The organism is Paenibacillus sp. GQ49, from assembly GCF_059759055.1.
The window spans coordinates 104,944-131,483 of sequence record NZ_JCAXEL010000010.1 but is presented as its reverse complement, the minus strand read 5'-3'; the positions used below and the strand labels follow the sequence as shown (position 1 = coordinate 131,483).

Below are 26,540 nucleotides of genomic sequence, written 5' to 3'. Positions count from 1 at the left end.
AAGGCTCTCACAGCAGAAAGGATGTTATACCACATGCCTACATACAACAAATTGGTGCGGGACAAGATTCCGCATATTATCACATCCAGCGGTAAGGAATGCCGGACGCGCATTCTGGACCCGGAGGAATATAAGCAAGAATTAAGAACGAAGCTGAGTGAAGAGTCTGAAGAATACATGAGTGCAGGAAGTGATCAGGAGGCTTTGGAAGAACTGGCCGACATGCTGGAGGTTATCCGGGCGCTGGCGGAGGTGCACGGTGCGAATGCGGCCCAGCTCGATAAGCTGCGGGCAGACAAAGCGGAGGCACGCGGTGGATTCCAGGAACGGGTGTATCTGATCGATGTCGACGAAGCTTAACGTTAAACTCATTACAGATAACTTGGCAGATGAACTGATCACCCGGATGCAGCATGCATCCGGGATTTATATTATGACGTCCTTTATTATGCAGTCTGGGGTGAAGCTGCTGGCCCCGCATTTGAAGCGGGCGGCAGAACGTGGAGCAGAGGTACGGATGCTCGCGGGAGACTATCTGTATATCACGCAGCCAGAAGGTTTGCGGGCGCTCTGTGAGGTTGACCCACGAATTGAGACACGGCTGTGGCGAAGTATGGGCACTTCTTTTCACCCCAAAGCTTATCTGTTCGATCATGACAACGGGGAAGGACTGCTGATTGTCGGTTCGTCCAACTTTTCGTTCACGGCGCTGAAGACGGGGTATGAATGGAATCTCGCAATGAATGCGGAGGCGGAGCCGTATACGTTTCAGTCAGCTTTGGACAAGTTCATGCAGAGCTTCTACCACGAGACGACATTGCCGGTGAACCCGGATTCGATTGCACTGTATGAGGAAGAGTATCGCAAATATCACCAGAAGAACCCAGAGATGATCCAGCGGATCACGGAGATGGAAGAAGCGGAATTTGGCACAGGTCTACCTGAGGACAAAGAAGAAGAAACCGCCGAGCTATCGCTTGCACCGATCCAGCCGCGGTTGGCGCAGTTAGATGCTCTTGAAGCACTCCATGGCACGATGGAGGAACAGTACGACAAAGCGATGGTCGTCATGGCGACCGGGCTTGGCAAAACGTATCTGGCGGGCTTCTTTGCCCAGCGGTTCCAGCGAGTATTGTTTGTGGCTCACCGGGAAGAGATTTTGTTCCAGGCGAAGAAATCTTTTCAGCGGATCATGCCGGAGCGCAGTCATGGGATATATAACGGACAGTATAAGGATGGGGCGGCGGATTGTGTGTATGCTTCGATCTTTACGCTGAGTATGCAAAGGCACCGGGATGGGTTTGCCGTGGATGCATTTGATCTGATCGTGGTGGATGAGTTCCATCATGCGGCGGCGAAGACGTACATGTCAGTGATAGAGCATTTTCAACCAAGATTCCTGCTGGGCATTACGGCTACCCCGGATCGACTGGATGGCAAGGATGTGTATGCGCTCTGTGATGGGAATGTGGCGTACCAGATGCACTTTATCGAAGCGATCCGGCGAGGGTGGCTGGCGCCATTTCAATATTATGGGGTATTCGACGACACGGATTATTCGCAGATTCGCTGGATCGGCACGAAGTATGATGAAGAACAGCTCATGGCCGTTCAGTTGCAAGAGGAGCATGTGGAAACGATCTATGCGGCCTGGCTGCGGCACAAGCAGACGAGAACGATTGGCTTTTGCTCGTCGATCCGGCAGGCGGACTATTTGGCTGCGTATTTTTGCAGTCAGGGGGTGAAGGTGCTCAGTCTGCATTCGCGTACATCGGAGATGTCGCGTGAGGAAGCGATTCGGCAGCTTGATGCGGGTGAGCTGGAGGTTGTGCTGACGGTGGATCTGTTCAATGAGGGGACAGATATACCGCGTGTGGACACGCTTCTCTTTGTTCGTCCTACAGAGTCACTTACGGTGTTTACCCAGCAGGTGGGGCGCGGTCTGCGGATGGCAGAGGGGAAATCGCATTGTGTCATCATCGACCTGATCGGGAACTACCGCAATGCAGATGTGAAACTGAGTCTGCTGGATGTGCGTGGGGAGCTGGAAGGAACCACGAAAGATCGGGATTCGGCTGTGCCTGAGGTTCCGGCTAACTGTGGGATTCATCTGGAGACCCGGGTAGTGGACCTGCTTCAGGAGTTGAGCCGCAAACGATTGCCGCGCCGCGAGAAGTTGCATCAGGATTTTCTAGATGTGAAGCGAGAGCTGGGACGTATCCCGACGTATCTGGAGTTGCACCTCGTGGGGCGTTCGAAGAGTGTTGGGTACCGGAACGAATTTGGCTCGTATGTTGGATTTCTCTATTGGGCGGAGCTGATGTCCCCGTATGAGGGAGAGGTGTACGTCCAGCATGAGGCATGGCTGCGTGATGTGGAGAAGACACTCATGAACAAAAGCTACAAAATGATCGTGCTGCTGTACATGCTGGAGCGAGGCGAAGCCCACTGGATGGACCCGATCACGCCGGGGGAGATGGCAAGCTTTTTTCATACGTATCTGACGGGGAAGGAATACCGGAAACGGAAAGACTTTTCGGACAAAGGCAAACTTGCGCTGTGGGAGTGGAATGAGAAGACGGCAACGGAGATTGAGAAGTTGATTGTTAACATGCCGATGTCCATGTGGAGTCGGGCAAAGGGCAGTATGACCCGTTTCGAGGATGGCGTGTTCTCGCTGAATGTTCAGGTGGAGGATACGGAGGAACGGGCGCTGTTGTATCGCTGGACCAAGGAGATTTGTTTGTACCGGTTGCATGCGTATTTTGAGCGGGGACAATAGAATAATGCAAGAAAAGCTACTTTGAATAAAATCACATTTAACATAACTAAAGAATATGAAAACGGTGTACGAGTTGGTAATATACCAAACCACAAAAACAAAGCAAAGCGAAGTGGAGAGGGCCAAGCATGGTTCCCTAAGGAATGGACATCGGAAGATATCAAAAAATCAGGTGAGCATGTAGCAAATCTGCCTGAGAATAGAGTTAAGGGTGACGGTGAATGGATGTTTGGAAACTATAATAACGTTAGAGTAGGAGTGATCAAGAACGATGGACAGATCGGAACGATTACTCCAGATAACTCAAGACAACCGTGAGGAGAGCAAACCATGGTAGACTACAGTGAAAAAGTTATCTCATTAGTAAAGAAGAGAAAAGATTTACATCCCGACGATCCAGCTATTCAAACGATATGGAGTGAGATGGTAGACATTCTAAAAGAGAATGAGCAGAGTGCCATATCATTTCTAAATCAATGCGGAGAAGAAGATTTATATTGGCTCAGTGAGATATTTGAAGATCTATCTTCTGAATTCCAAAGTCGAGCATTTATAGATTGTCTTCTTCAATTGCAAAAGAAGTATCCTGATCTGGATATGGAGCAAGACATAGAATATGCCATTCAATCCATTGAGGAATAATACGAAAAAATATGCCTATTTCAACTCCTATACGGAGTAGTCATGGGCTATTTTTATCTCCTCAATCCAATCGACTACTTTACAAAATCAACCGATCCCTTCAGTTGAAAGTATCCAAGCCGTGAAATCTATAATTTTGTTCCTGAAGTTGCAGATCTTTATTTATTCTATCGCATTTCAGCATAATCAAAGTATTCTGATGAATTCAGCAAATACTTTTTACATGTAGAGCTTATCGTAATCAAAGACAGAACGTTTTTTAGATGGATTTAGGTAAAGTATATGACATCTGGTTACGGGCTACCGCCGCTTCGCAGGCGCTTCTTCCAAGTTTTTTTTAACTTTCCTACGACCATACTTCTGACATAAATGATAATTTACAGAATTTCATGATGAATTACACAGCTTAGTGTGGACAATAAAAAACATTATTGGTAATATTATGTACATATTCGCGCTTTAAATTCTTGCTGTTCGAATTTTCCGGATTATGAGATAACAACATTTGTAGTGGGAGGTTTTTTTATGAGAAGGACTTTTGTATTCATTCTGACTTCAATGTTGTTACTTGTGGCATGCTCAAACTCAGGTCATAATGAACTTCAAAGTTGGGCATTTGATGTCGTAACTTGGGAGAATGGGATTTACAAGGTGACAACTGAAACTGTTACTACAACTGATGTGGAAATCGAAATTGGAACAATTAAAAAATACTCTACAAATGAAAGTAATAAATTACCGAATCTGTTCTCCAACAAGTATAAAAAAGGGACAAAATTATTTAAAGTAAAAAATGTAGAGACAGACGATTATATTGCAGTAAAAGATAATGAGACTTATTATAGAGCAGTAAAGATGGATGGAATGAATACAGCGGCCAATTAAGGCCGCTGTATTCATTCCATCATTTTAATGTGTAGATTCCTCTATAAGTGTCAATTCAGAGATGATCTTAAGACTTTGTAAATTTATAAGCTGCTCATTAGTTCCCACTTTAAAAATACTCACATCCTCATTGATTGGAATATACTCATTGTCGCCAATTTTCTTTAAATAGAGAATTACACTATCATTTTCAACAAGAGGAGTTGTTCCATGATATTTGACTACAACATTTTTATCTTCACCACCCATTTGATAGAGTGTGACTTTTTGGTTGAGTAAAGCAGAATCACCCTTTAGAACTGTTTGGATGTTTATTTCGGACTTTTGCTTATAATCATAAAAATTCTCACCCATTACAACTGTACCGTTTTGGGCTGTTACTTTTGCCTTAACAACCAGATCAGCATCCCTTGTAAGATCTTTTAGATTGAGATACCACTTGCTCCACGATACATCAAGATTAACTAGTTCTTTGCCTTCTACAAAGTCATTTTCGTTCAAAATGGATTGTTCTGACGTTAAACTATTGTTGTTGTAAATACTGTTTACGGAGTTTTCATCTCCAATTCCAGGGAAATATTGAAGACGAGCAAACTTCCCATCTGATAAAAAAGTTGCTGGAACCATTACGGATAATGTTCTTTCTGGTGCATGTGCCAAACCTAAAGCATGACCTAATTCATGCGTTGCAATACTTTGAATTGCATTATCTGTACTGATGTACTCGAACTGTGAAGTATAGAAATCATTCACCCAAACTTTAACAGATTTAAAAGTCTTGTTAGCATTATAGACAGGTTCCATAATTCCATCCCATGTAGCATTAGCAACCGTCTTATTTCCTGCTGTAAAATTAGAATTGGTTCCAGACGAAAGGTTAACTACTGTGGCATCATTCCATTCTTTTGCTCCAGTAGTCCATAGACGTTTAAAGACTGTATTTGATCCATTATTCTGATACGTAATATTCTTACTGCTCCATTTATAACCTAACACTGGTGTATCTGCAGCAAACACTGAACTAGCAAATGACATAGTAAGAGATGATACAAGTAGTATTGATAAAATTTTTTTCTTCAAAAATAATTCCTCCTATAAAGTTGTATTAATTGTTTTTTTATTTCTTTTTCTAGAATATTACATCTTTCTGAAAAACCACCCTCCTTTTTGTTCGTAAATCAACTATAATTGGATTATACTTGAAATTCAACTTAAATTATCCATAAAGATAAAAACAATCTTTTATATGATGTTTTTAGACAATATAAATCAAATATCGACATTATATTTCTTCCTGAATTTGTCGTTTTATAAGGTTTTTAGATAAATCAAATTTTATTGAACATTGGAAAAAAATTAGGTATATAATGGGTTAAAAATAGAATGAATAGGTATTTTTCGTGAGTGAATTTACAAATCCAAGACATAGGATATGAATGGAATCTGGCGATGAATGCGGAGGCGGAGCCGTATACGTTCCAGTCGGCTTTGGATAAGTTCATGCAGAGCTTCTACCACGAGACAACCCTGCCGGTGAACCCGGATTCGATTGCGCTGTATGAAGAAGAGTACCGAAAGTATCACCAGAAGAACCCGGAGATGATCCAGCGGATCACGGAAATGGAAGAAGCGGATTTTGGCACAGGTCTACCTGAGGACAAAGAGGAAGAAGCCGCCGAGCTGTCGCTTGTGCCGATCCAGCCGCGTTTGGCGCAGTTGGATGCCCTCGAAGAACTCCATGGCACGATGGAGGAACAGTACGACAAGGCAATGGTCGTCATGGCGACCGGGCTTGGTAAAACATATCTGGCGGGTTTCTTCGCCCATCGGTTCCAGCGGGTATTGTTTGTGGCGCATCGGGAAGAGATTTTGTTCCAGGCGAAAAAATCTTTTCAACGGATCATGCCCGAGCGCAGTCATGGGATATATAACGGACAGTACAAGGATGGAACCGCGGATTGTGTGTATGCTTCGATCTTTACGCTGAGTATGCAGAAGCATCGGGATGGATTTGCGGTGGATGCCTTTGATCTGATCGTGGTGGATGAGTTCCATCATGCGGCGGCGAAGACGTACATGTTGGTGATTGAGCATTTTCAGCCTAAGTTCCTTCTGGGCATCACGGCTACCCCGGATCGGCTGGATGGCAAGGATGTGTATGCGCTCTGTGATGGGAATGTGGCGTACCAGATGCATTTTATTGAAGCGATCCGGCGAGGATGGCTGGCGCCATTTCAATATTACGGGGTATTCGACGATACGGACTATTCGCAGATCCGCTGGATCGGGACGAAGTATGATGAAGAGCAACTTATGGCTGTTCAGTTACAAGAGGAGCATGTGGAGACGATCTATGCGGCCTGGCTACGCCACAAGCAGACGAGAACGATTGGCTTTTGCTCGTCGATCCGGCAGGCGGACTATTTGGCTGCGTATTTTCGTAGTCAGGGGGTGAAGGTGCTCAGTCTGCATTCGCGCACATCGGAGATGTCGCGGGAGGAAGCGATCCGCCAGCTTGATGCGGGTGAACTGGAGGTTGTGTTGACGGTGGATCTGTTCAATGAAGGAACGGATATACCGCGTGTAGACACGCTTCTCTTTGTGCGTCCAACGGAGTCACTCACCGTGTTCACCCAGCAGGTAGGGCGTGGTCTAAGGTTAGCGGAGGGCAAATTTCATTGTGTTATCATCGATCTGATCGGGAATTACCGCAATGCGGATGTGAAACTGAGTCTGCTGGATGTGCGCGGGGAGCTGGAGGGAACCGCGAAAGATCGGGATTCGGCTGTGCCGGAAGTTCCAGACAACTGCGGGATTCATCTGGAGACCCGAGTGGTGAATCTGCTTCAGGAGCTAAGCCGCAAACGGCTGCCACGGCGAGAGAAGCTGCATCAGGATTTTCTAAGTGTGAAGCGAGAGCTGGGGCGTATTCCGAACTATCTGGAGCTGCATCTGATGGGACGTTCGAAGAGCATCGGGTACCGGAACGAATTTGGCTCCTATGTTGGATTTCTCTATTGGGCGGAGCTGCTGTCCCCGACTGAGGGAGAGGTGTACGTCCGCCATGAGGCGTGGCTGCGTGATGTGGAGAAGACACTCATGAACAAAAGCTACAAAATGATCGTGCTACTGTACATGCTGGAGCGAGGTGAAGCCCACTGGATGGACCCGATCACACCGGGGGAGATGGCAAGGTTCTTCCATACGTATCTGACGGAGAAGGAGTACCGGAAACGGAAAGACTTTTCGGACAAAGGCAAACTTTCGATCTGGGAATGGAATGAGAAGACGGCAACGGAGATTGAGAAGTTGATAATTGAAATGCCCATGTCCAAGTGGAGTGGGGCGAAGGGCAGCATGACGCGTTTCGTGGATGGTGTGTTCTCGCTGAATGTGCAGGTGCAGGATGCGGAGGAACGGGCGCTACTATATCACTGGACGAAGGAGATTTGTCTGTATCGGTTGCATGCGTATTTTGAGCGGGGAGAACAATAAATAAAACAACCCGAATTATAGATTTTTAATTCTATAATCCGGGTTGTTATTTTAAAAATTCTTATATAATGTTTTTTTGCCTGTGGCTAGTTCAAGCACACCTACAAGTAGACAGAGGACGAGTAAATACCAAGAAGTTGAAAATTGTGGGATGAATGTTACTAATGAATAGAGCATAAAGTACACACTATCTATTAATATAAAAATACCCAATAATTTCTCAGCATTTGCTTGTTTCGTTAGAATTAAAATAGCTGCTGACAATAGTACAAGCCCTGCCAATATTATTGAGGGAAGATACCAAAAGGTACTTAATTCCAGCTGAAAAAAAGGGAACGAGTCATTGTTTATAAAAGGAATAAGATGGTAGTAACCTCTACTGACAATAATAATTACAACAAGAATTTTTGCAATGAGCCAATCATTTTTCATAAATATACCCTCTAACTTATCGTTATGGTATTACAATTTCTTTGGTGTCGAAAGCATAAATAGGTATAGGCCCAGCCTGTACTTGTCTTGCTGCTGCAGAATATAGTATAAAATCATTACTACTTGTTGATGTTGTTTTAATAGGATAGTCTGTGAAGGGCTGCGTCACTTCAAAAGGTGTCGTGTAGACAAAGCCATAACCAGCATCTTTGTTTTTAATTCCGAAAGAACCATAAGGTCCTAATTTCTCAATAGTTGCATTAAGTTTATTGAAGTAAATCTTAATTCCATCAGGATCGTTTGTATATCTAGTATAGTATAACGTACCATCATTATAACCTGTTCTTACAAAGCCGCCCATTTCGGATGATTTATGACTCAGTCTTACTGTCATATTTTTTGCTGTTGAAAACGTAGAGAATCCACTGTTTTCTTCGATTGACACTTCCAATTCACCTTGGCTATCATTAATGGTATCGATGATTTGTTTAGAGTTTTTGATTGCCTCGCCTTTATCGTCAATGACAAAGGCATGATGAACTACTTGATTGGAATCAAAAACTACTCCACTTAATCCGTATTGATTAGTTACTACGTCTGTTTGTAGGTGATCTACACCTACAAGCGCATTCCCAGAGTAACTCTGCAATACGTCGTCTGAATATTTATCTGCTTCAAGATTAACTTCTACATCATCCAAAATATAAGAAACAGATAGATGTGAATCAGAGTAAGAGACTTCAATATCTTTCAAATCAGCCTTTTTTGAGAAAACATTATCGATAGAATTATAGCTAAAGCCGCTAAAATTTTTTTCGGAAGTTTTCCCATTTGCCGCATAGCTGGCACTACTTAAAGAAAGACTTAGGACTAGACTTGTGCAGAGTATTAAGATTTTTTTATTGATTCTCATTAAAACCCTCCGTTGGAAAAATTTTATTTATTTTAATACTCTAACATACATATTTACCAAGAGATACCTTATGAGTTCATTTATATTAATTGATTCTAAAGGACCATTTTCAGGTATGGAATCTTAATTAGTTCAAAAGTGCTACATAAAGATTTTGGCGGGGGAAGGTAAATATAATGGATAAGATGCTTCAGAAAAATGACTGGTAGGGAAAAAGAGTGCTGGAAAATTGTGGTTTACTGATAGATAATGTACATATAGCAAGTAAAGATTTCACTAGGAATTAGGAGCGATTAGCATGGCAAATACAGTACCAGAGGTTATCCCGAAGAAAGCGATGCCTGGTGAACGGTTATTATTTGAAACTCTTAAGAAACATCTCCCGGAAGACTACATTGTGTACTATGAACCTGAGATTCGTGGAAGACGACCGGATTTTGTCATTATCGGGCCAGATTTAGGATTGCTTGTACTAGAAGTGAAGGATTATACCAAAGGCACACTGCATCAGGTGAATCGGGATGAATGGACTTTACACACTACGGCAGGTGAGACGGCTATTGAACGAAGTCCACTAAAGCAAGCGAGAGATAATGCATTCCTCATAACGGGTCAATTGAAGAAGGATAAGAATTTGATCAAAGAAGGAACGCCTGGATATCTGAAATTCAATTATGGGTATGGTGTTGTATTCAGCCGCCTGAAGCAAAAGGACTTTCTACATATGGATTTGTATAGTGTCATAGATCCGGTGTTTGTGCTGACCAGAGAAGAGATTGATCCAGAGGATGAAGATTTCTCTGAGGTAATCCTGATTGAAAAACTCTTGCACATGTTCACGGTGCCGACTCGAAATCGATACACCTTGACCGATGAGGATGTGCAGGCGATCCGGTACCATCTGTTTCCCGAAGTGCGGATTAGCGCGGAGCGTAAAGAAGTCGTACCTCATCAAGACCAGCTATTATTATCCCTACATAATATCAAGACGATGGATCTGCATCAGGAAAAACTGGCGAAGCAAATCGGGGACAGGCACCGTTTGATCCGTGGAGTAGCGGGTAGTGGCAAAACGCTGGTGCTCGTCAGTCGGGCCCGGATGTTGGCCAAGGCCAATCCGAACTGGAATATCCTTGTTCTGTGCTATGGTTCTACACTGTCCCAATATTTGAAGCAGGCGATTGTACAGAAGATGGCGGAGCCTGAGGATTTATTTGATTTTGCCGATGGTGATGCGGCTTCAGCGCATACATCGAATATTCAGGTGAGCACGTTCCACTCGTGGCTGGGTAAACATTTTCGCATCATCGACAGGAAGTTGCCAGCGTTGCTGGAGAAGGTGGAGCAAGGGCTGGAAGAGTTGCCGGAATATGATGCCATATTGATCGACGAGGGGCAGGACTTCGAACCAGAATGGTTGAAGCTGGTGAGCGCTTGCCTGAATGCTGACACGCAGTCCTTGCTGCTGGTGGAGGATCGGGCACAAACCATTTTCAAACGAAAGAACAGCTTGGCCCAAGATACAGGGTTAAATTTTCGTGGCCGCTCCAAAATACTGACGATCAACTACAGGAACACGGCTCAGATCGTGCAATTCGCATGGGATTTCTACAAGGAGTATTCCAAGCTACAGGAGAAAGTCATAAGTACTACGGTAGACGGAATCGAGATTATACCGCCTCAGTTCACGAAGCGTAAAGGGCCAGAGCCTCTGATCTACAAAAGCCGGAGCACTCAGGCCGAGATGGCGTTTGTTGCCAAGTCCATTGACTTTTTACGCCGGGAAAAATCATTCGCCCTGAAGGACATCGCCATTTTGTACAGGGTACAGGAATATAATGAGATCAATATTATTGGTGAAGTGGAGCAAGTGCTGGATCAACATACGATCCCGTATAATTGGGTAACCAAGAATGATCAGACCAAGAAGAACTTCGATCGCAACGAGGAGAGCATTAAAATTTTGACCATCGATAGCGCCAAGGGGTTGGATTTCAGGGCTGTGTTTATCATTTCTATTGAAACGATGCCTCGCAAACAAGGAAAAGCGGATGAAGTGGATGAACGGGAAGTATCCCGCTTCTACATTGGAATGACTAGAGCGCTGGAATGGCTGTTCCTTAGCTACTCTGGTGAATCGCGATTCACGCAGTATCTTGATGAGGTGCAGCAGCAACGAACGGAGAGGCAGATGAATAAGGCTGTAAGGAAAGTGTAAATGCTTGTAGTTTGAACAGGGGAAAATAAAATACTCACGTGAATATACTTGAAAAAACGTACCTTTCATACATTTTGTTATGGAAATGCGTTTTTTCGTTTTGTGTTCTTTTAAGAGGTGCATTCATACAGTTCCAGAATGAGGTGTTTCGTTAGAATTTTCAGGTGCAGGATACGGAGGAACGGGCGGTGCTGTACTGTTGGATGAAGGAGATCTGTCTGTATCCGTTGTGTATACATTTTGAGCGGGGGACGGACTATATTTAAGGAGAGGATAAATGTAATCAAGAAACGTCTATTTTAAGTAAATTTAGTAAAATTAAAAATTTATCTTGACACAGAAATCACACAAAAAAATAAAGACTGGTGATTGAATAAAAGAAAACAAAATGTATAATTGTATTATAATCCCAGTTAGAGATGAGGAAGGAGCACAAATGAAAAAATATGTTGGTTTGAATGTTCTTTTAGGGGTAATTGTGATTTTATGCTTTGTGACTATAGAGAATCTTTGGCCTGATCTAAACTATAAATTTCTGATTTATCTAGGTCTCATTGTGGCTGTATTGTATATTCTCAAAGATTTTTTCGTAACCAATAAACTTTCGTACAAAATGAGTTCTACTATTTTATTGATATTTCTAGCTGTTACTATAGTCTCTCATTTTATATTTTCGGTCTTAATTATGGACAAAGGTTTTTTTGATAACAATTATATTGTTTTTTTAGGATTAATTTATTTGTTAGTATGGATTCGTCTAATGTACACCAATAAATCTAAACAAAAGGCATAGAAGGAAATTTTCAAAATGATTTTAAAGCTCCACTAAGTGGAATTTTAAAATAAATAATAACACGGAAAGGAGGTGATCGCATGTCAGAGATTACGAATTCCGATGTTACTCCAACTTGGAGTAAATGTACAACTGGTTGTTTAGTTTGTGTAGGGACTTGTGTTGCCGACGGCCCAGTCCCATTGGTTGATGTAGCAGGTGCCATTATAGCTTCTGAATCACTTGACTGGTTTAATAATCACTAGTGCAAAAGAATGTATTTTGGGTTGGCTCTGCGTTAGTCAGCTATTCTGCGGGGCTGACCCTCACCTTAATTAAGGAGGTAAAACCAAAGTGAACGTCAAAGCTTAGCTTTGGTTACTGCTCATGAAAAGGGGATTTTATTTTTCAACCAAAAAGAATAACTACTTTTACGATGATATAACCGGAAATGTTGATATAGCCAGAGATGATTTACCTGAAAATCCCATTGTTTATGGAGATTCTAAATATATTCCAGCAAATGTTGACACAATGGATATTGAATATCATATACATCAACAAGCTTCCAAAATATTGACCCTGGTTGTTACAGAAGATTGCAATTTTAGATGTAAGTATTGTGTTTATTCTGACAACTATTCAAATACTCGTGTTCATGAAAAAAAATTTATGCAGCTGGATGTTGCTTTTGAAGCGGTAGATAAGTATTTAAATCATTTTAATTCATATAACAACAGGAATCCGTTAACCTTACCTAAGATTTGTTTTTTTGGCGGAGAGCCTTTGATAAACTTTAAACTGATTAAGGAGGTTGTGCAGAGATCGCAAAAGTTATATTCAGGCAAAATCCTATTCTTAATGACTACCAATGCTTCTTTGCTAACAAATGATAAAATAGATTTTCTTATAGAGAATGATTTTTACCTTACGATTAGTTTGAATGGAGACAAACAAGAACATGACCGAATGCGTGTTTATTCCAATGGTAAAGGCACGTTTGATGATATTGTCAAAAAGTTGGATTTAATAAGAGAGAAAAGCCTAATTTACTATACTAAGAATTTGTCTATAATTAATGTTTATGATACAGGCACAGATATGCAGAGTTTAAGGGGCTTCTATAATGAAGGGATCCTACAAAATAAGTTAGCGAAATTGTCACCGGTACTTGACACTGGCACCAACTGGTATGAACAGTATAGTGAGGAAGAAAAGAAGAAATTTAAAGACTCAACGCGAGCTATAATAGAAGAGTGTGTAGAATCAATAAAATTAAATATAGAGATGGACGACGTCTCAAGATTGATTTTTATGAATACTATTTTTAACATCATTAATCGTCCGCTTAATGTTCCCATCGAAAACATTAAGTACTCTTTGTTACCATATACGGGTACTTGCTTTCCTGGTATGAAGATAGTAGTCGATACAAATGGTCTTCTGCATTCCTGCGAAAAAATCAATGAGAAAATGCCAATAGGAAATGTTAGAAGTTGGGTTGATGCAAGATTGATTGAGAAAATAATCACAAAGTATAACGATACTATGGGGCCAAGGTGCGTTAATTGTCCCGTACAGCGATTGTGCGAAATATGCTATCAGCATGTCTTGGATGAAAAGGGTGAATTCTCATTACATTTAAACAATAATGTATGTGATAACTTGATACAAAGAAAACAGGAAGCATTTTCGTTTCTTTATGGGATTATGGAAGAGGGTATCCACTTCGAGGAGCTCACAAAATCGTTAACCAAAAAAATATGAGCTGCAAAAAGAAGGTGAATTTATTGAAGACATATTTTAATTTTTATAATTCCAGCGTAATCGTATACGGTGAAATAAATTCGGTGTTATATGACTTTAGGATGAATAAGATTTATCATCTTCAAAATATAGAAACTCAAATTGTAAAGGCAATTTATAGTGGAACTACGATTGATGAAATTAAAAGAGAAATTGACAATGATACAGTTGAAAAATTACTAGGGATTTTTGAGACGAAAAATTTAGGCGAATATTATAAAAACTATATACCCCACGAGCCATTTAGAATAGGCTCACTTAACTCCAATAGTATGGAAAAAATCACTTTAGAGAATATTTTCTACGAATTACCATGTGGTTGTGATAATGAATGCTCTCATTGCTTTCTCCCGAAAACAGGTGGATGTATAACCTGTAAGAAAGTTGATACTAGTAAACCTGTTGACGCTGATTGGCAAGCCTACTATACAATATTGAGAGATACAGTGTCGATGGGATTTAGAAATATATATTTTCATGGAGGGAATCCTTTATCGGAATGGGAAAACCTAAAGAAAATATTAGATTTTACAAATTTGATAAAAAATAAAGAACAAATTGTTTATGTAATAGCTCCATATATTAAAGAGAATAGTTCATACATTAAAAAATTGAAAGTTCTCTTAGATAACAGGGTCAGGCCGATCGTTTCACTTAAATATTCTCCTCGGCATAAAAAAGAATTTAACGAGAATGTTAATATCCTGAATTATTTAGGTGAAAGTAACAAAAGTGAAAAAAACGGCATAATACTTAATGTTGTACTTGAATCGAAATTTGCTTGTGAGAAGCCATTGGAACATGCAATGACAAATTATTTAGATTATACATTTTCCTATATTATTAACAAGGATACTGATTTACTGGACCATAACAAATACTACTATAATCAAATCGTAACTCACCATTCCTACATTAGTTCAGAGTTTTTTCATCCGTGTTTAAAAGGAACGATTGCGATTGATGCAGAGCAGCGAATACGGCCATGCCCTCGAATAAGTGAAATATTACTGGACAAATATTCTTATCCATCATTTATTAGATTATTTCAAGAGTATTACAAATTAAGCCCCTACTGGAGTTTACCATTAAACAAGATGAATCCTTGTAAGAATTGTGAGTTTAATAGATTATGTTATGACTGTAGGGCTTCTGAACTCGCTCTTGGTTGTGAAAATGATCACAAAGAAACTTGTTCAAGTTATACAACTTTATATCAGCCTCTATCTTAATGTAGCTAGGACGACGACTTGACTTATTCAACTTAAATCAAGAAATGTGTCAAGTCGCGTCTAACTCATTCTAAATATAATATGAGGGGATTGCTTTATGGGTAATAAGATTAGGCAACAATATAATTTTTTTTCTAATCTTTTGAAGGGATATTACATTGCTCTCTCCATAGGAATGTGTTGTCTTGTGGGTGTTTCGCTTTTGGCAATGCCAATCCCCAATATAACAGGTGATCTAGTTGACCATCTCGCAAGTAAACCTTCCTATTCAACTTTATACAAATTAGTGCTGATAATTGCTTTTCTGCAACTGCTGAAGACAATATTATCTTTATTAGGCAAACTACTCTTGAGTAAATTTAGTATTGAATTATCCAATAAAGTGAGATTAATGATGATACAAAAAACAATTAATTTCCCAATGAGTTTTTTAAATAAAAAAGAAAAAGGCTATCTGATGTCAAGAATTTCAGAGAGTTCGAATGTTTCTAATTTATTTTCCCCATCCATGATTAATATTGTAGTAGGAGTTTTCGATTTTGTTATTTCATTTATAATGATATTCAAAATTAACCTTTACTTATCTTTAGTTGTTGTGATTATGCTCCCCTTCTATGTTGTTCTTTCTGTTTACTTTTCAAGTAGAATAAAAAAATCAGTTACTCAAATGAATGAGGATTCGGCAATCATGTCAGGAGGAGTATTTGAGACAATTAATTCCATAGAAGAGATTAAGATACTAGATCTAAAAACAATTCAAATGAATAAAGTTGACTATTTATCTAAGATTGTAAAAGAATCCATTGTGAAAATGAATCGGAATTTAAATTTTTATTTTGAGAATTTCTCATTTATGAGTGCATTCATTGGCACAGGAATTCTATACTTATCGGGGCTTCTAATCATAGATAATGCTCTGACGATCGGGAGTTACATAGCTTTCACAGGTTACTTGTCCAGAATATTAGGCAACCTTCAAGTCTACTCAACAGCTGGGATTACTATTCAACCAATACTTGTAAGCATTCGCAGAATTCAAGAATTTCTTAGCTATGGCGATGAAGGAGATGAAAGAGACAAGAGTCTTATTGGTGGTATTGAAAAAATTGAATTTATAAATGTTACTTTTAATTATGCAGACAAACGGGAAGTCATTAGAAATTTTAATCAGACAATTAACAAAGGGGAGACCATTTTGATTGTGGGGTCTAACGGATCAGGAAAATCAACTTTAGTTAAATTATTATTAGGTCTGTATAATCCCAGTGGTGGTCAAATTATGCTTAATGATGTTGATCTTACTAAAATTAAGCTGAATGAATTAAGGGAAAAGATAGGCGTAGTTTCTCAAAATATTCATTTATTTAAGGGAACCATACTAGATAATATACTTTTAGGGAGTGATGATTCTAAGTTGAGTTATTTAAATAAGCTCATTAATGATTATAACTTAGATGTATTCTTGAATTTCGAAAATAAGTTGGATACCGAGATAGGGAACGGAGGCAGTAATTTGTCTGGAGGGCAAAAACAATTAATTGGCCTCTTAAGAGCCCTTGTTTTACAAAAAGAAATTCTTATTATGGATGAGCCAACTTCGGCTTTAGATACAGCAGTCAAGGAATGTGTTATCGACATTATAAAAAATAGATCCATCGCAGATATTACCATAATTATTTCTCATGATCCTAGTTTTTATTTTATTGATCATATAATTTATATGAATAAGAACTTTGAAGATATGGTGGCGAAATAAAGGATCAAACTAACAATCAGAAGGTTGATCGATATAGGTCAACAAATTGGGTGGTCAGAGGGATTCTGGAGCAAAGAAATAACTTTTGATCTACATTACATTAACGATTTTAAAAGAGAGGAAAAGCAAAACGTTGGAACGTTTAAGTCTTGGAAAAACCTTTGGATGCATTCCCGGATCCATGAAGAATACAATCAAAGGTTCTTTGTTTTGTTTGGAATCACCGATATGCTCTCACGTATTTCGTTAAGACTAGAAGAATCTTATGCCTTCCCGACCCTCCACATAAACCATAATCGCTTGATACAAAAACCTCAAAAATTCCTCATCACCAAACTGATCAAAATAACCCGCATAGCGACGATCCGTCGTATAGGCTTCAGCAATACACCTCAGAATCTCATCATCACAGACCATGAACTGCTCCAGACAACTTTTCCATTCACGCACTAGCGCTTGTACCTCAGCAGAAGCAGGAGACAGATCCTGATGTTTCGCCAACTCCCGAAATACCTGCTCTATGTTGACCGAGAACTGCTGGTAGGCTTTTTCTTGCTCTTCCGCAGACAGCTTGCTCACATTAGCTTCAAATTCCTGATATTTATCGGTGTCTCCATATACAAACCTCGCCTCGGATTCATATTGTTCTTGAATGGACAGAATGGAAGAGTCGTCAAACAGATTAAGATGAGAGATATCCGTCCCATCTACATACTCATCCAATTGATGGATGATGGTTTCGAGCTTTTGTTTTCGTTGAACGAGTGTACTGCGGTGCTCTCTTAGGATATCCTTCTGTTCTTTTTTGGAGAGTTGCATCACGGCTGCAATGTCTTTCAATGAGAAATTCATTTCTTTGAACAACAGAATCATTTGCAGATTCCCCAGTGCCTCTTGATCGTAATACCGATAGCCATTGTCCTCGACTTTGCTCGGTTTTAATAGATCCGTTTTATCGTAATAATGTAATGCGCGTTTGGTGATGCCAGTAATCTGAATAATATCTTTAACGGTGAAATAGGGTGTCTTCATTCCAAAAGTCCTTTGTTTCAGCAAGGATGACACTTGCCGGAGTAATGGTTGCTTCGGTAATCGGTGTACCTGTTTTGTTCAGATAATATTGGATTAGGTGATAACCGCAGGCATAGCCAGCCGCATAGGGCATACCTACGGGCGTGAAGTTTTGCATGATGGCAAGTTCATCGCCGTATAGATACGGATTAATTTGGTCAAAACCGGTGACATGCAGCTGGTCTTTCATCTTCGGTTTGATTACGGTATTCAATGTCTCCATGTCCGTTTTGGCTACCCAGGGGCCTAGCAACTTTTCTCCATACAGGGATGTCGCAAAACTCTCGGCCAGCCCCTCGCTAACAACCATCTCGCCAAGCGTAATCTGAGGATTCCACTGGATATATTGATATCTCACATTATGATTGCATTCATGGGCTAACACGGATTGGATACGAGGTAGAGTATACCCATTGGGGATCAGGTTCGCAATAATATAACCCGGGATTCCACCATCTCCGCTGATACCTTCGTTCATCATGAGTGAGGGGCTGTTCTTATCGCCTAATAAAATCGTATATAGATACTCGGAGACTGATAGCTCAATCCCGTGATCTGTAAAGGTCGATAGACTCCTACGGACAGCTTCATGACACTGTTGCCAAAATGCTTCAGACGAGATCGCTGCTAACGATTGGTTAATCTCAGGTGTGATATCTGCGGGAGCGATATTCATAAAGTTATTCATCATAATCACATCGAAGCCGTGAGGCTCTTGAGAGCGAAACGGGATCTGTTGAATGTTCCATTTGTTCATGAATGGACTCATCATTCGCTCGCGGTATAACTCCAATTTCTCATCAGGTGCAGCCTGGATGATCTCCTCATAGATTTGATCTGAACGTAACGCGGTAATCTTCATCCTTAATCTCTCCTTCATGTAAGCTTGAGATCATTATCAAGTATGACCTAACGTAACAGTCAAGTGTTGATGTTACGCTGCTGGCTCTCTGAGTGATTCTTCATCTTCATTGCGAATATCAGAGCAGACAGGATATAGATCAGGCTTAACAAGAGATAAGGGAGTTGCAGCGAGAATACGCGATCAAAAGTCGTTTCACTAACCCGCACCAATAATCCGCCGAGAAGCGTACCAATAGCACTAATCCCAAAGGACAAAAAGCGAAACACACTTCCGACCCTACCAAGTAGCTCATTAGGAACGGAACGTTGCAGGATGGAGGAACGGGTAACATTGTACACAATAATGAAAAATGCAGCACAGAAGTACAGGCCGCCTACCATATACGCATTTGTAGTTAGACCCACCACACCGTAGATCATTCCCATGCACAGAATGGAGGAGATAATTAATTGTTTTGTACTCCATTTCTTACGCATATATGCAACAGCCTGGCTCCCTACAATGCTGCCGATTGTTGCAATGGAGATGAGAATACCAAATGCAAAAGCATCCAACTGAAGCACATCTCGTACAAAAAAGATCTGAGTAGCCAGGATAATCGAATACATCAGCGTAATGGTGACAGATAGAATGGCTAATCCGCGGAGAAAACGATCATGATAGACATATTGAATACCGGACCACATCTCGCGTTTCCAATTTTTCATCGGGCGAACTTCTCTCTTAGTTGTTTCCGTATCCCCTGGATAGAAGTTTCCCTTCAAACTGATCAAAAAGAGTAGAGCAATAACAGCTGTTACGGCGTCTATGGCAAAAGGAAAAACAATATGCAGGGTTATGATGAACCCTCCCAGGGCAACGCCCAGAATATCACTTGTGATTAACTGTCCGGCGGTGAACTGCCCATTTGCTTTCTCCAACTTACTCTCATCTACCAGTTGTGGGATCACCGTCTGTACTGTACTGTCGAATACAACTCGGCTCAGGCCAATCCCAAACATGAACAGTGCCAGAATCGGAATGCTCACCCATCCTCCCCAGATACATAACGTCAGGACAAGCAGTAGGATCATTCGCGTAAAGCCTGCCCCAATCAGCATATGTTTGCGTGAGTAACGGTCGATGAGGACACCTACAGGCAGACTGAATAGTAGCCAGGGTAAACGAAGTGCCGTCATGGTGACAGAGGCATACAGCGTATCGCTCGTAAGTGTTGATATGAGCCAAGGAACCGCAGCAAGTGTAAGTCCATCACCCAAAAATGTAAGAGAAAATGCACCAAATAACTTGGTATAGTTCGACTTAATTTTCATCGTTCCCTCCACCAATAAGATGTTAAGTATACCCACTTTGAGGTTGGAAAATAATGTGTTTTCACTTAAACCCAATTTAAGTTATTACAAAATGGTTTTCAATCCTATTTTTACATTAAATAACTTCACAAAACGCTTACAAACTTTCAATTCTACCCTACCTTTTCCGCTAGGAAGCTGAGATAATGGGAGAGGAATAAGGCATGAAATAGACGCGACAACCATGTTCACCAACAGCCAAAATAAAAGCTGCATATTCATAGGAGGATTATTAATGACGACACAACCATCGAATCTGATCCAATCCACGGAGGGCCAAGCATTGCTTGCCCAAATGTATGGACAATCACAAGTAGAGGAACAGACTTCACGTTACACAAAGCTGAACGCAACATTTGAAGAGTACTTTGGCGCGCAAGAGGGAAGCAAGTTGTTCAGCGCAGCAGGACGCAGCGAGATTGGCGGCAATCACACGGATCATAACCATGGTAAAGTGCTGGCGGGCAGCATTACGCTGGATACGATTGCAGTGGCAGCACCAACTGCGGAGTCAGTTATTACGTTTTACTCAGAAGGTTATGACAAGAAATATGTAATCGATCTCACGGACCTCACGCCAAATACAGAAGATGATGGCACAACAGCATTGATTCGCGGTATGGCTGCGGGATTTGGAGAATTCGGATATAAAATAGGCGGCTTCCAGGCGTACCTGTCAAGTAATGTGTTCTCAGCATCTGGGGTGAGTTCCTCGGCTTCATTTGAGATGCTGATCTGTACGATTTTGAATCATTTCTATAACGATGGAGCACTGGATGTTGTGACTTTGGCCAAAATCGGTCAGTATGCGGAGAATCACTATTGGAACAAACCTTCGGGTCTGCTGGATCAGATGGCTTGTGCGTACGGCGGACTCATTGCTATTGATTTTGAAAATCCTGCACAGCCAGTCATCGAGCCTGTTCAGTGGGATTTCCAACAAAACGGTTACTCATTGGTCATTGTGAATACGGGCGGTAACCACGCCGATCTGACAGAAGATTACGCTGCTGTGCCATATGAGATGAGAGCGGTTGCTCAGGCACTGGGCAGTGAGTATGTTCGGGAAATTACAGCTGACGCCATCTATGCCAACCTCAAGAAGGTTCGTGAAGCTGCTGGGGATCGTGCCGTGCTGCGTGCACTTCATTTCCTGGAGGAAAATAATCGTGTTGATGGTCAGGTTCAGGCGTTGCGTGATGGACGTTTTGCTGATTTCCTCAAACTGATTACGGCGTCCGGTAACTCGTCATGGAAGTGGTTGCAGAATGTATATCAGAGTGGTGCTGTGAAGGAACAGGAGATTGGCATTGCGCTGGCACTGACCGAGAATTATCTGCAAAACCTGGGTGATGGCGCTTGTCGTATTCATGGTGGTGGATTCGCAGGAGTTATTCTGACGATCCTTCCGAACGAAAAAGTAGAAGAGTATATGTCATGGATGCACGACATGTTAGACACACCGATTATTGTTGTTAATGTGCGTGCACAGGGTGCGGTATGCTTGAATGCATTGGTGGATAGCGTGAACGAATAGGAGCGTAGCCAATAAAACTACGTGTAATCAAAAAGCGATGATCTTCCCGGACTAAAGTCAAGGTAGATCACCGCTTTTTGTCATACCCAACGTAAGGATTAATGCAAGAACTGATTCATTTCTTGTAAAACGTCCTCTACCATCGGTAGCTGCTCCGCCGTGTACACTTCAATATCGATAGAGCTAAGCAAGGGCAACAGGGCTTGTGCCAATTCTGGTCGTGACAGAATTAGCTGGGAAGGCCTGTACCCTCGTTGCAAAAGAAGATCAACCAACTCTTCTGCGCATTGCTGCATACTGCGTTTTTGTTCTGCTACGGCAGAGTGGATAATCATGCCGGAGGCTGGCTCAGTGACGATGATAATCTGTGGGAAATAAGGGCGTTCCTTATCACCAATCGATGTTGGTAGATAGGATAATCCAAATTCCCAGAATGATTCTGGCGGGCAAGGCAGCTTGCGCAGACGCGTTTGATGAAATTCATCAATGAATATAGATGCAATTTCTTCTACAACGATAGGCTGTGGTTCAAGCCACTGACTGTTCCAATTCAATGCTTGTCCGTCAGAGGAAAGCTCTGGCACACGTGTGAGGAACAGACGCTGATCAGAAGGAAAGAGCTGATCCGGGTCAGACCGTACTGCTGAAGCGACTTCAATGGCCTGCTCAACACAGGTGGCGAAGAATCGAAGGTCCTCGGCTTTCCGAACAGGTCCCGGCACGTATCCCGGTTCATACAGATGAAAAGTAGGCCAGGCGTTTCGTCCGCGGTAAGAGAAACCTAATGTCTTTAACTGTTTGTATTCCTCACTGGATAGCTCGTCTCGATTTTCGAAGGACAACAGGAAGCAGTGCTGGGTGAAAACAGGGTCTTCCGTTATGATCCCTTGCATCAGATTAGCCAAGGTATTCAGTCCTTCTGTACCCAGGTAGACAGCCATTCCATACATCTCGCCTCCGTTGCCCATCACGGTGCAGTAGCCGATCTGTCCGGATTCCGGGTCCTGGACACCAAAAGTATGGGAGTTGCTCAGCCATTGCCAGCTTGCTTGTTGTTTGAAACGGTTGGCTGCTTCGTATAGTGGACGTGCTTCTTCAATAAGTAATTTCATGAATAATGTGTACTCCTCTCATATTAAGTGGATAGTGAGTGGTCGTTAGAGTGAGTCTACCACATCTGTATTTGATTCCATAGTCATGGGACACGAGACGACTATGCCTTAGGGAGAAGATAACAGTTTAATCAATATCAGGTTTTATACAGGTTAGCTTATAGCTGATACAATAGAGATAATCTAGTGAATGAGGATGGAGCGAGTAATGAGGGGATCAGAGCCAATATTGAATTACATAACGAATTATCTATTAAAGAAGGGCGAGGAGATAAGGAGCACAACGCCAACTCGGACGGAAACTGAGGTTGAAACGTCACTTCATGAACTTCACATCATCCGCAAAACAGCCCGGACATTCCGTCATACAGGTACACTTATTCTGGCTCTGGATTGTTCAGAAGAAACTGCAGAGGGCGGGGGCGAAACTGGCTACTCGGAACATACGCTGGCTCCGACCATTCTGCAAGGATGGACACCTAGCAAGAGGGTAGACATGGATGAATCGGAAGCATTTGATCTGATGCAACAGGGCTGGATTATCAAAGAAATTCGATTGAAGCGAGATGGAAAGACGGTAGAGCGTGCCCATTATCGGATGGGATATCGTCTTTTTAACGATATGGAGAGACGGGTGTTATGTGATCAACAGGCCCAATCGGCTGAACTGGAGAAGTATCAATTACGTGTAGGTAATCTGATGGAACTATACAAAAACAATCCAACCGGAAGGGCAACAGAACTCTTCAAGCTTGTACTTTTGCTGAATGTGAGTCTTCAATGGAACGTCGCTAAACTGCTGGAGAGCGAACACTTCCCTGCTCGTTGGAATGTTGAAAAGAGAATAAAGGGGTTGCATTTCATACGAGCGATCACAGAGATTGCGTTATCTGCTCCTGTCTTTGACTGGAAGGAAGTCGGTTCCCGCTACTATGGAGCAATTGGAGGCTCTAAGGCATTTGATATACATCGGGAGGAATTCCTGTCATGGCTTGAGCATAGCTCAGGCACATCTGCTGAATTGTTAGGCATGATTAGTCCTGGGAGAATAACGCCAATGTATTTTGCTGGTCACTTGGAGGGGCAGTGGTCTACCTATAAAGCTGGACCAGTCCATGCACTGACGGATCTGTCCATTGCCCAGGATCATTACAAAACAAACGCTGAAATATTGTGGCTGGTGGAAAACCGGGCTGTGCTTACCCGAATGGCTGCTGAACCGGATTTCGTAGAGCAAACCAATTCACTTATCGTCTGTGTGGATGGACATATGCGCAGCTCGCACAGGACATTCATTCAACGTTTACTGGAAGAAGACAGGTCAATTAAACAAGCCATTCTGTGGAGCGATTATGATGCAGATGGACTTCTAATTACTGGTGAGATGAGCGCTGCTTTGGCTGGCCAAGAACTGGTGTTGAAATTCATAGCTCACGATCATCAGGTTTATCAGGATCATGCTGCATTTAAAGCATATATGGACTTACTACTGACGACTACTCATTTAGAACAGGAGCAGGTACTCGGTAAGCGGGAGGAGTGGACCAGATGGATCAATCTTTAATCTCTATATTTCAGCATAAGGATTCAGCACCCGAACTTCTTCAGACCATGCGGGATATTTCCTCCTTATCCGGTGTTCTTAGTGATCTAGGGTCACAGAATTTTTTTCAGACGCCCATCGAAATATTACGATTTTTACGGATCATCCAGTTGGTCAATGAGGCTGCCTTGGGGCTTGATGAACCCATTGAGAACGCAAGTACACTCTACTATCGTTATCGAAATAAATATCATGATGCTGAACCACCAGAGATCAAGAAAGTAGAACAGATTGTAGGTGTACTCGTTAAGCATAACTGGATTTCGAAGCAGACTCGTCAGATCAAGATGAGAGATGTGGGTAAACGAATGATGGATGCCCTGATCCGCTTGGCGAATGACTCCTTGGCCTATTATATGCATGATGATATAGGCAGATCTCTTTTTCAAGCGAGACGGGATGCTGAGCATAGTGAGGCATATGACGATCACGGTATATCAGGGGGCAATAAAATCGCAAGCATGATTCGTAATGTGGAGCATGCGCTTCAATTACTGAAGGAAAGAGAGTTGGAATTACTGGCTGATCGCAATGCGCTGCCACAACTGGAAATTATACATCAGCTTATGCAGGAACTTGAGCACAAGCTGAGTGAGCGGCTTCATCAGTTTCAGACACTGGAAGACAGTCTTGTTTTAAGTCATCTTATGCAGCAGGGAACAGCCGTATTAGCAGAAGGTACCCACTTGAGTATAGGGATGATTAATAAGTACTTGAAATTCACAACCATGCAACAAACCATGTTGTCGTCTACGATTCATCCCGAGAAAGTCCGTGAATTTATTGTCAGTATGTATGATCCTCCGTTGGACTCTGACACGCCTAATGTTTACCAGCTACTTAGTTTTATGGAACAGAACCAGTATGCTGATGAAGCGATGGATGGTATATGGATCCCCGTTAAATTTGCCTCGCCGTTATCCGGTGCATCTGTGAGTGAGTCAGTACAATACCTGGAGACATACGAACCTCTTACTGAACCTATAGATATGTCCGCCCCGGCTGAATTGCTGTTTGTAGAAGAAGAAGTATCTCTTGAGCAACTAAGTGAATTGATGGGAGATACCGAGTGGTTATTGACCAAATCCATGATTCAGACAGAAGCAATTGAGCAATATATGGCTGCTGTGGAAGAAGCACCTGTAGAACAGGTCATCATCGAAGCTACATCATCTGAATGGGGCGATGCAATAAATGCGCTGACTGCCATCTCTGCCCTGATCGGTAACAAAACATTGGATATGGAACAGATCAATGCCGTCGCATCAGGTCCACAATATGCTAAGTTATGGGACTGGATCGAGCCTGATGATCGGAATCAAAGGATAACCAGCCGTAAGCTGCGAGAGGAGAATCAGAATGACAGATGAGACAACAAATCTCTCTTTCGAAGAGGTAAACCAAGAGCAGGCTACAGACAACATTAATGCTCTTCATGTAATGCAGGCGCTCAAAGGTATGCTTACAGAGCAGGAAGAGCTGGTGTTTATGAACCTGTTGTTTTCTTCGTCTGCCACAATTCGGGCAGGGAACTTTGGCTTGTCACGCCGAGAGGTTGAGAAGCAGCTGAATATTACAGGTCAGGAGGAGGCCTTTTATTCGTTTATACAGCGAGTGAATCAGGGCGTAAGCCGTTATTTTCAATTGATCTATGATGAGGATCGGGATCAGCTTGTCGTCATGATGAGAGTTCCGGCGAGAGCCGCCCGAAGTACGCTTTCCAAGGAAAGTCTGGCGATATTATTGTTCATGTTCTATCAACAGGAAGTATTGCAGCATGAGTATACACTGTTTGACCAACTTCTTGATGCATTTGGACATGAAACGACCAAGGCTAATCAGCGATTGCTCATGAATCTGGACCCTTTACGTAAAATTGGTGCTATCGAGGAGTATGATACCCGTTCACCCGAAAAGGCGTATCAATTAACGGCAATAGGAGTACATATGTTTTCCGATTCATTTTTACGTCGTACAGTCGAATTCAGTCAATCGAATCAGTTGAACAAAGAAGAAGTCATGAAATTTTTCAAAAGATATAATCTTCAACAGCAAGGAGCGGAATAA

The 26,540-nt window shown here is 41.9% G+C and carries 21 protein-coding genes; 14 read left to right on the top strand and 7 right to left on the bottom strand.

Features of this window, described 5'->3' with window-relative positions:
- Nucleotides 1-33 precede the first annotated feature (33 nt).
- From AC6CIF_RS18520 to AC6CIF_RS18500, 5 genes are all read left to right on the top strand, one after another.
- On the top strand, nt 34-360 hold the full coding sequence (locus AC6CIF_RS18520; RefSeq protein ID WP_293200237.1) for a nucleoside triphosphate pyrophosphohydrolase: 327 nt from the start codon (nt 34-36) through the stop codon (nt 358-360).
- Nucleotides 344-2,782 (top strand): DEAD/DEAH box helicase family protein, encoded by a 2,439-nt coding sequence (locus tag AC6CIF_RS18515; protein ID WP_498200952.1) that lies wholly within the window; start codon nt 344-346, stop codon nt 2,780-2,782. The genes AC6CIF_RS18520 and AC6CIF_RS18515 overlap by 17 nt, the downstream gene beginning before the upstream one ends.
- Before the next feature lie 21 nt (nt 2,783-2,803).
- The gene (locus AC6CIF_RS18510; RefSeq protein WP_498200951.1) at nt 2,804-3,100 is read left to right on the top strand and encodes an EndoU domain-containing protein; all 297 of its coding nucleotides are present in this window, start codon (nt 2,804-2,806) and stop codon (nt 3,098-3,100) included.
- 12 nt (nt 3,101-3,112) lie between these two features.
- The gene (locus AC6CIF_RS18505) at nt 3,113-3,424 is read left to right on the top strand and encodes a hypothetical protein (protein WP_498200950.1); all 312 of its coding nucleotides are present in this window, start codon (nt 3,113-3,115) and stop codon (nt 3,422-3,424) included.
- A 525-nt stretch (nt 3,425-3,949) separates the two neighbouring features.
- Nucleotides 3,950-4,309: a hypothetical protein gene (locus AC6CIF_RS18500; RefSeq protein ID WP_017690437.1), complete on the top strand. Its 360-nt coding sequence runs from the start codon at nt 3,950-3,952 to the stop codon at nt 4,307-4,309.
- Between the two features lie 24 nt (nt 4,310-4,333).
- Here AC6CIF_RS18500 and AC6CIF_RS18495 read toward each other — a convergent pair whose 3' ends face one another.
- The gene (locus tag AC6CIF_RS18495; RefSeq protein WP_498200949.1) at nt 4,334-5,389 is read right to left on the bottom strand and encodes a matrixin family metalloprotease; all 1,056 of its coding nucleotides are present in this window, start codon (nt 5,387-5,389) and stop codon (nt 4,334-4,336) included.
- A 369-nt stretch (nt 5,390-5,758) separates the two neighbouring features.
- On the opposite strand from AC6CIF_RS18495, the gene AC6CIF_RS18490 reads away from it, so the two are divergent.
- Nucleotides 5,759-7,804 carry a DEAD/DEAH box helicase gene (locus tag AC6CIF_RS18490; RefSeq protein ID WP_498201056.1) on the top strand — a complete coding sequence of 682 codons (2,046 nt, stop codon included), beginning with the start codon at nt 5,759-5,761 and terminating at the stop codon, nt 7,802-7,804.
- Nucleotides 7,805-7,855: 51 nt separating this feature from the next.
- On the opposite strand, the gene AC6CIF_RS18485 is transcribed toward AC6CIF_RS18490, so the two are convergent.
- The gene (locus tag AC6CIF_RS18485) at nt 7,856-8,236 is read right to left on the bottom strand and encodes a hypothetical protein (protein WP_498200948.1); all 381 of its coding nucleotides are present in this window, start codon (nt 8,234-8,236) and stop codon (nt 7,856-7,858) included.
- A gap of 22 nt (nt 8,237-8,258) precedes the next feature.
- The gene (locus AC6CIF_RS18480) at nt 8,259-9,149 is read right to left on the bottom strand and encodes a hypothetical protein (RefSeq protein ID WP_498200947.1); all 891 of its coding nucleotides are present in this window, start codon (nt 9,147-9,149) and stop codon (nt 8,259-8,261) included.
- 298 nt (nt 9,150-9,447) lie between these two features.
- Here AC6CIF_RS18480 and AC6CIF_RS18475 point away from each other — a divergent pair, with 298 nt between their 5' ends.
- The 4 genes from AC6CIF_RS18475 to AC6CIF_RS18460 all read left to right on the top strand — a co-directional run bounded on the left by AC6CIF_RS18475 (nt 9,448) and on the right by AC6CIF_RS18460 (nt 16,933).
- Nucleotides 9,448-11,367 carry a 3'-5' exonuclease gene (locus AC6CIF_RS18475; protein ID WP_498200946.1) on the top strand — a complete coding sequence of 640 codons (1,920 nt, stop codon included), beginning with the start codon at nt 9,448-9,450 and terminating at the stop codon, nt 11,365-11,367.
- A gap of 1,159 nt (nt 11,368-12,526) precedes the next feature.
- The gene (locus AC6CIF_RS18470; RefSeq protein ID WP_498200944.1) at nt 12,527-13,906 is read left to right on the top strand and encodes a radical SAM protein; all 1,380 of its coding nucleotides are present in this window, start codon (nt 12,527-12,529) and stop codon (nt 13,904-13,906) included.
- A 23-nt stretch (nt 13,907-13,929) separates the two neighbouring features.
- Nucleotides 13,930-15,177, top strand: coding sequence for a radical SAM family protein (locus AC6CIF_RS18465; RefSeq protein ID WP_498200942.1), 1,248 nt, complete (start codon nt 13,930-13,932; stop codon nt 15,175-15,177).
- Between the two features lie 97 nt (nt 15,178-15,274).
- Complete coding sequence (locus AC6CIF_RS18460) at nt 15,275-16,933, top strand: ABC transporter ATP-binding protein (protein WP_498200940.1); 1,659 nt, start codon at nt 15,275-15,277, stop codon at nt 16,931-16,933.
- A 252-nt stretch (nt 16,934-17,185) separates the two neighbouring features.
- Here AC6CIF_RS18460 and AC6CIF_RS18455 read toward each other — a convergent pair whose 3' ends face one another.
- From AC6CIF_RS18455 to AC6CIF_RS18445, 3 genes are read right to left on the bottom strand one after another with little or no spacing between them, the layout of a single operon-like run.
- Nucleotides 17,186-17,965 carry a MerR family transcriptional regulator gene (locus AC6CIF_RS18455; RefSeq protein WP_498200938.1) on the bottom strand — a complete coding sequence of 260 codons (780 nt, stop codon included), beginning with the start codon at nt 17,963-17,965 and terminating at the stop codon, nt 17,186-17,188.
- Complete coding sequence (locus AC6CIF_RS18450) at nt 17,940-18,866, bottom strand: DUF2268 domain-containing putative Zn-dependent protease (RefSeq protein WP_498200936.1); 927 nt, start codon at nt 18,864-18,866, stop codon at nt 17,940-17,942. The genes AC6CIF_RS18455 and AC6CIF_RS18450 overlap by 26 nt, the downstream gene beginning before the upstream one ends.
- Before the next feature lie 59 nt (nt 18,867-18,925).
- Nucleotides 18,926-20,182, bottom strand: a complete 1,257-nt coding sequence (locus AC6CIF_RS18445; protein WP_498200935.1) for an MFS transporter — start codon at nt 20,180-20,182, stop codon at nt 18,926-18,928.
- Between the two features lie 274 nt (nt 20,183-20,456).
- Between AC6CIF_RS18445 and AC6CIF_RS18440 the strand changes: the two genes are divergently transcribed.
- Complete coding sequence (locus AC6CIF_RS18440) at nt 20,457-21,758, top strand: galactokinase (protein ID WP_498200933.1); 1,302 nt, start codon at nt 20,457-20,459, stop codon at nt 21,756-21,758.
- A gap of 98 nt (nt 21,759-21,856) precedes the next feature.
- Here AC6CIF_RS18440 and AC6CIF_RS18435 read toward each other — a convergent pair whose 3' ends face one another.
- On the bottom strand, nt 21,857-22,870 hold the full coding sequence (locus AC6CIF_RS18435) for a DUF7309 domain-containing protein (RefSeq protein ID WP_498200931.1): 1,014 nt from the start codon (nt 22,868-22,870) through the stop codon (nt 21,857-21,859).
- A 229-nt stretch (nt 22,871-23,099) separates the two neighbouring features.
- Between AC6CIF_RS18435 and AC6CIF_RS18430 the strand changes: the two genes are divergently transcribed.
- From AC6CIF_RS18430 to AC6CIF_RS18420, 3 genes are read left to right on the top strand one after another with little or no spacing between them, the layout of a single operon-like run.
- On the top strand, nt 23,100-24,434 hold the full coding sequence (locus tag AC6CIF_RS18430) for a DUF2399 domain-containing protein (RefSeq protein ID WP_498200929.1): 1,335 nt from the start codon (nt 23,100-23,102) through the stop codon (nt 24,432-24,434).
- Nucleotides 24,419-25,843 (top strand): hypothetical protein, encoded by a 1,425-nt coding sequence (locus tag AC6CIF_RS18425; RefSeq protein WP_498200927.1) that lies wholly within the window; start codon nt 24,419-24,421, stop codon nt 25,841-25,843. Before AC6CIF_RS18430 ends, AC6CIF_RS18425 begins: the two co-directional genes overlap by 16 nt.
- A complete protein-coding gene (locus AC6CIF_RS18420; protein WP_498200925.1) occupies nt 25,833-26,540 on the top strand; it encodes a hypothetical protein in 708 nt (235 codons plus the stop codon). The genes AC6CIF_RS18425 and AC6CIF_RS18420 overlap by 11 nt, the downstream gene beginning before the upstream one ends.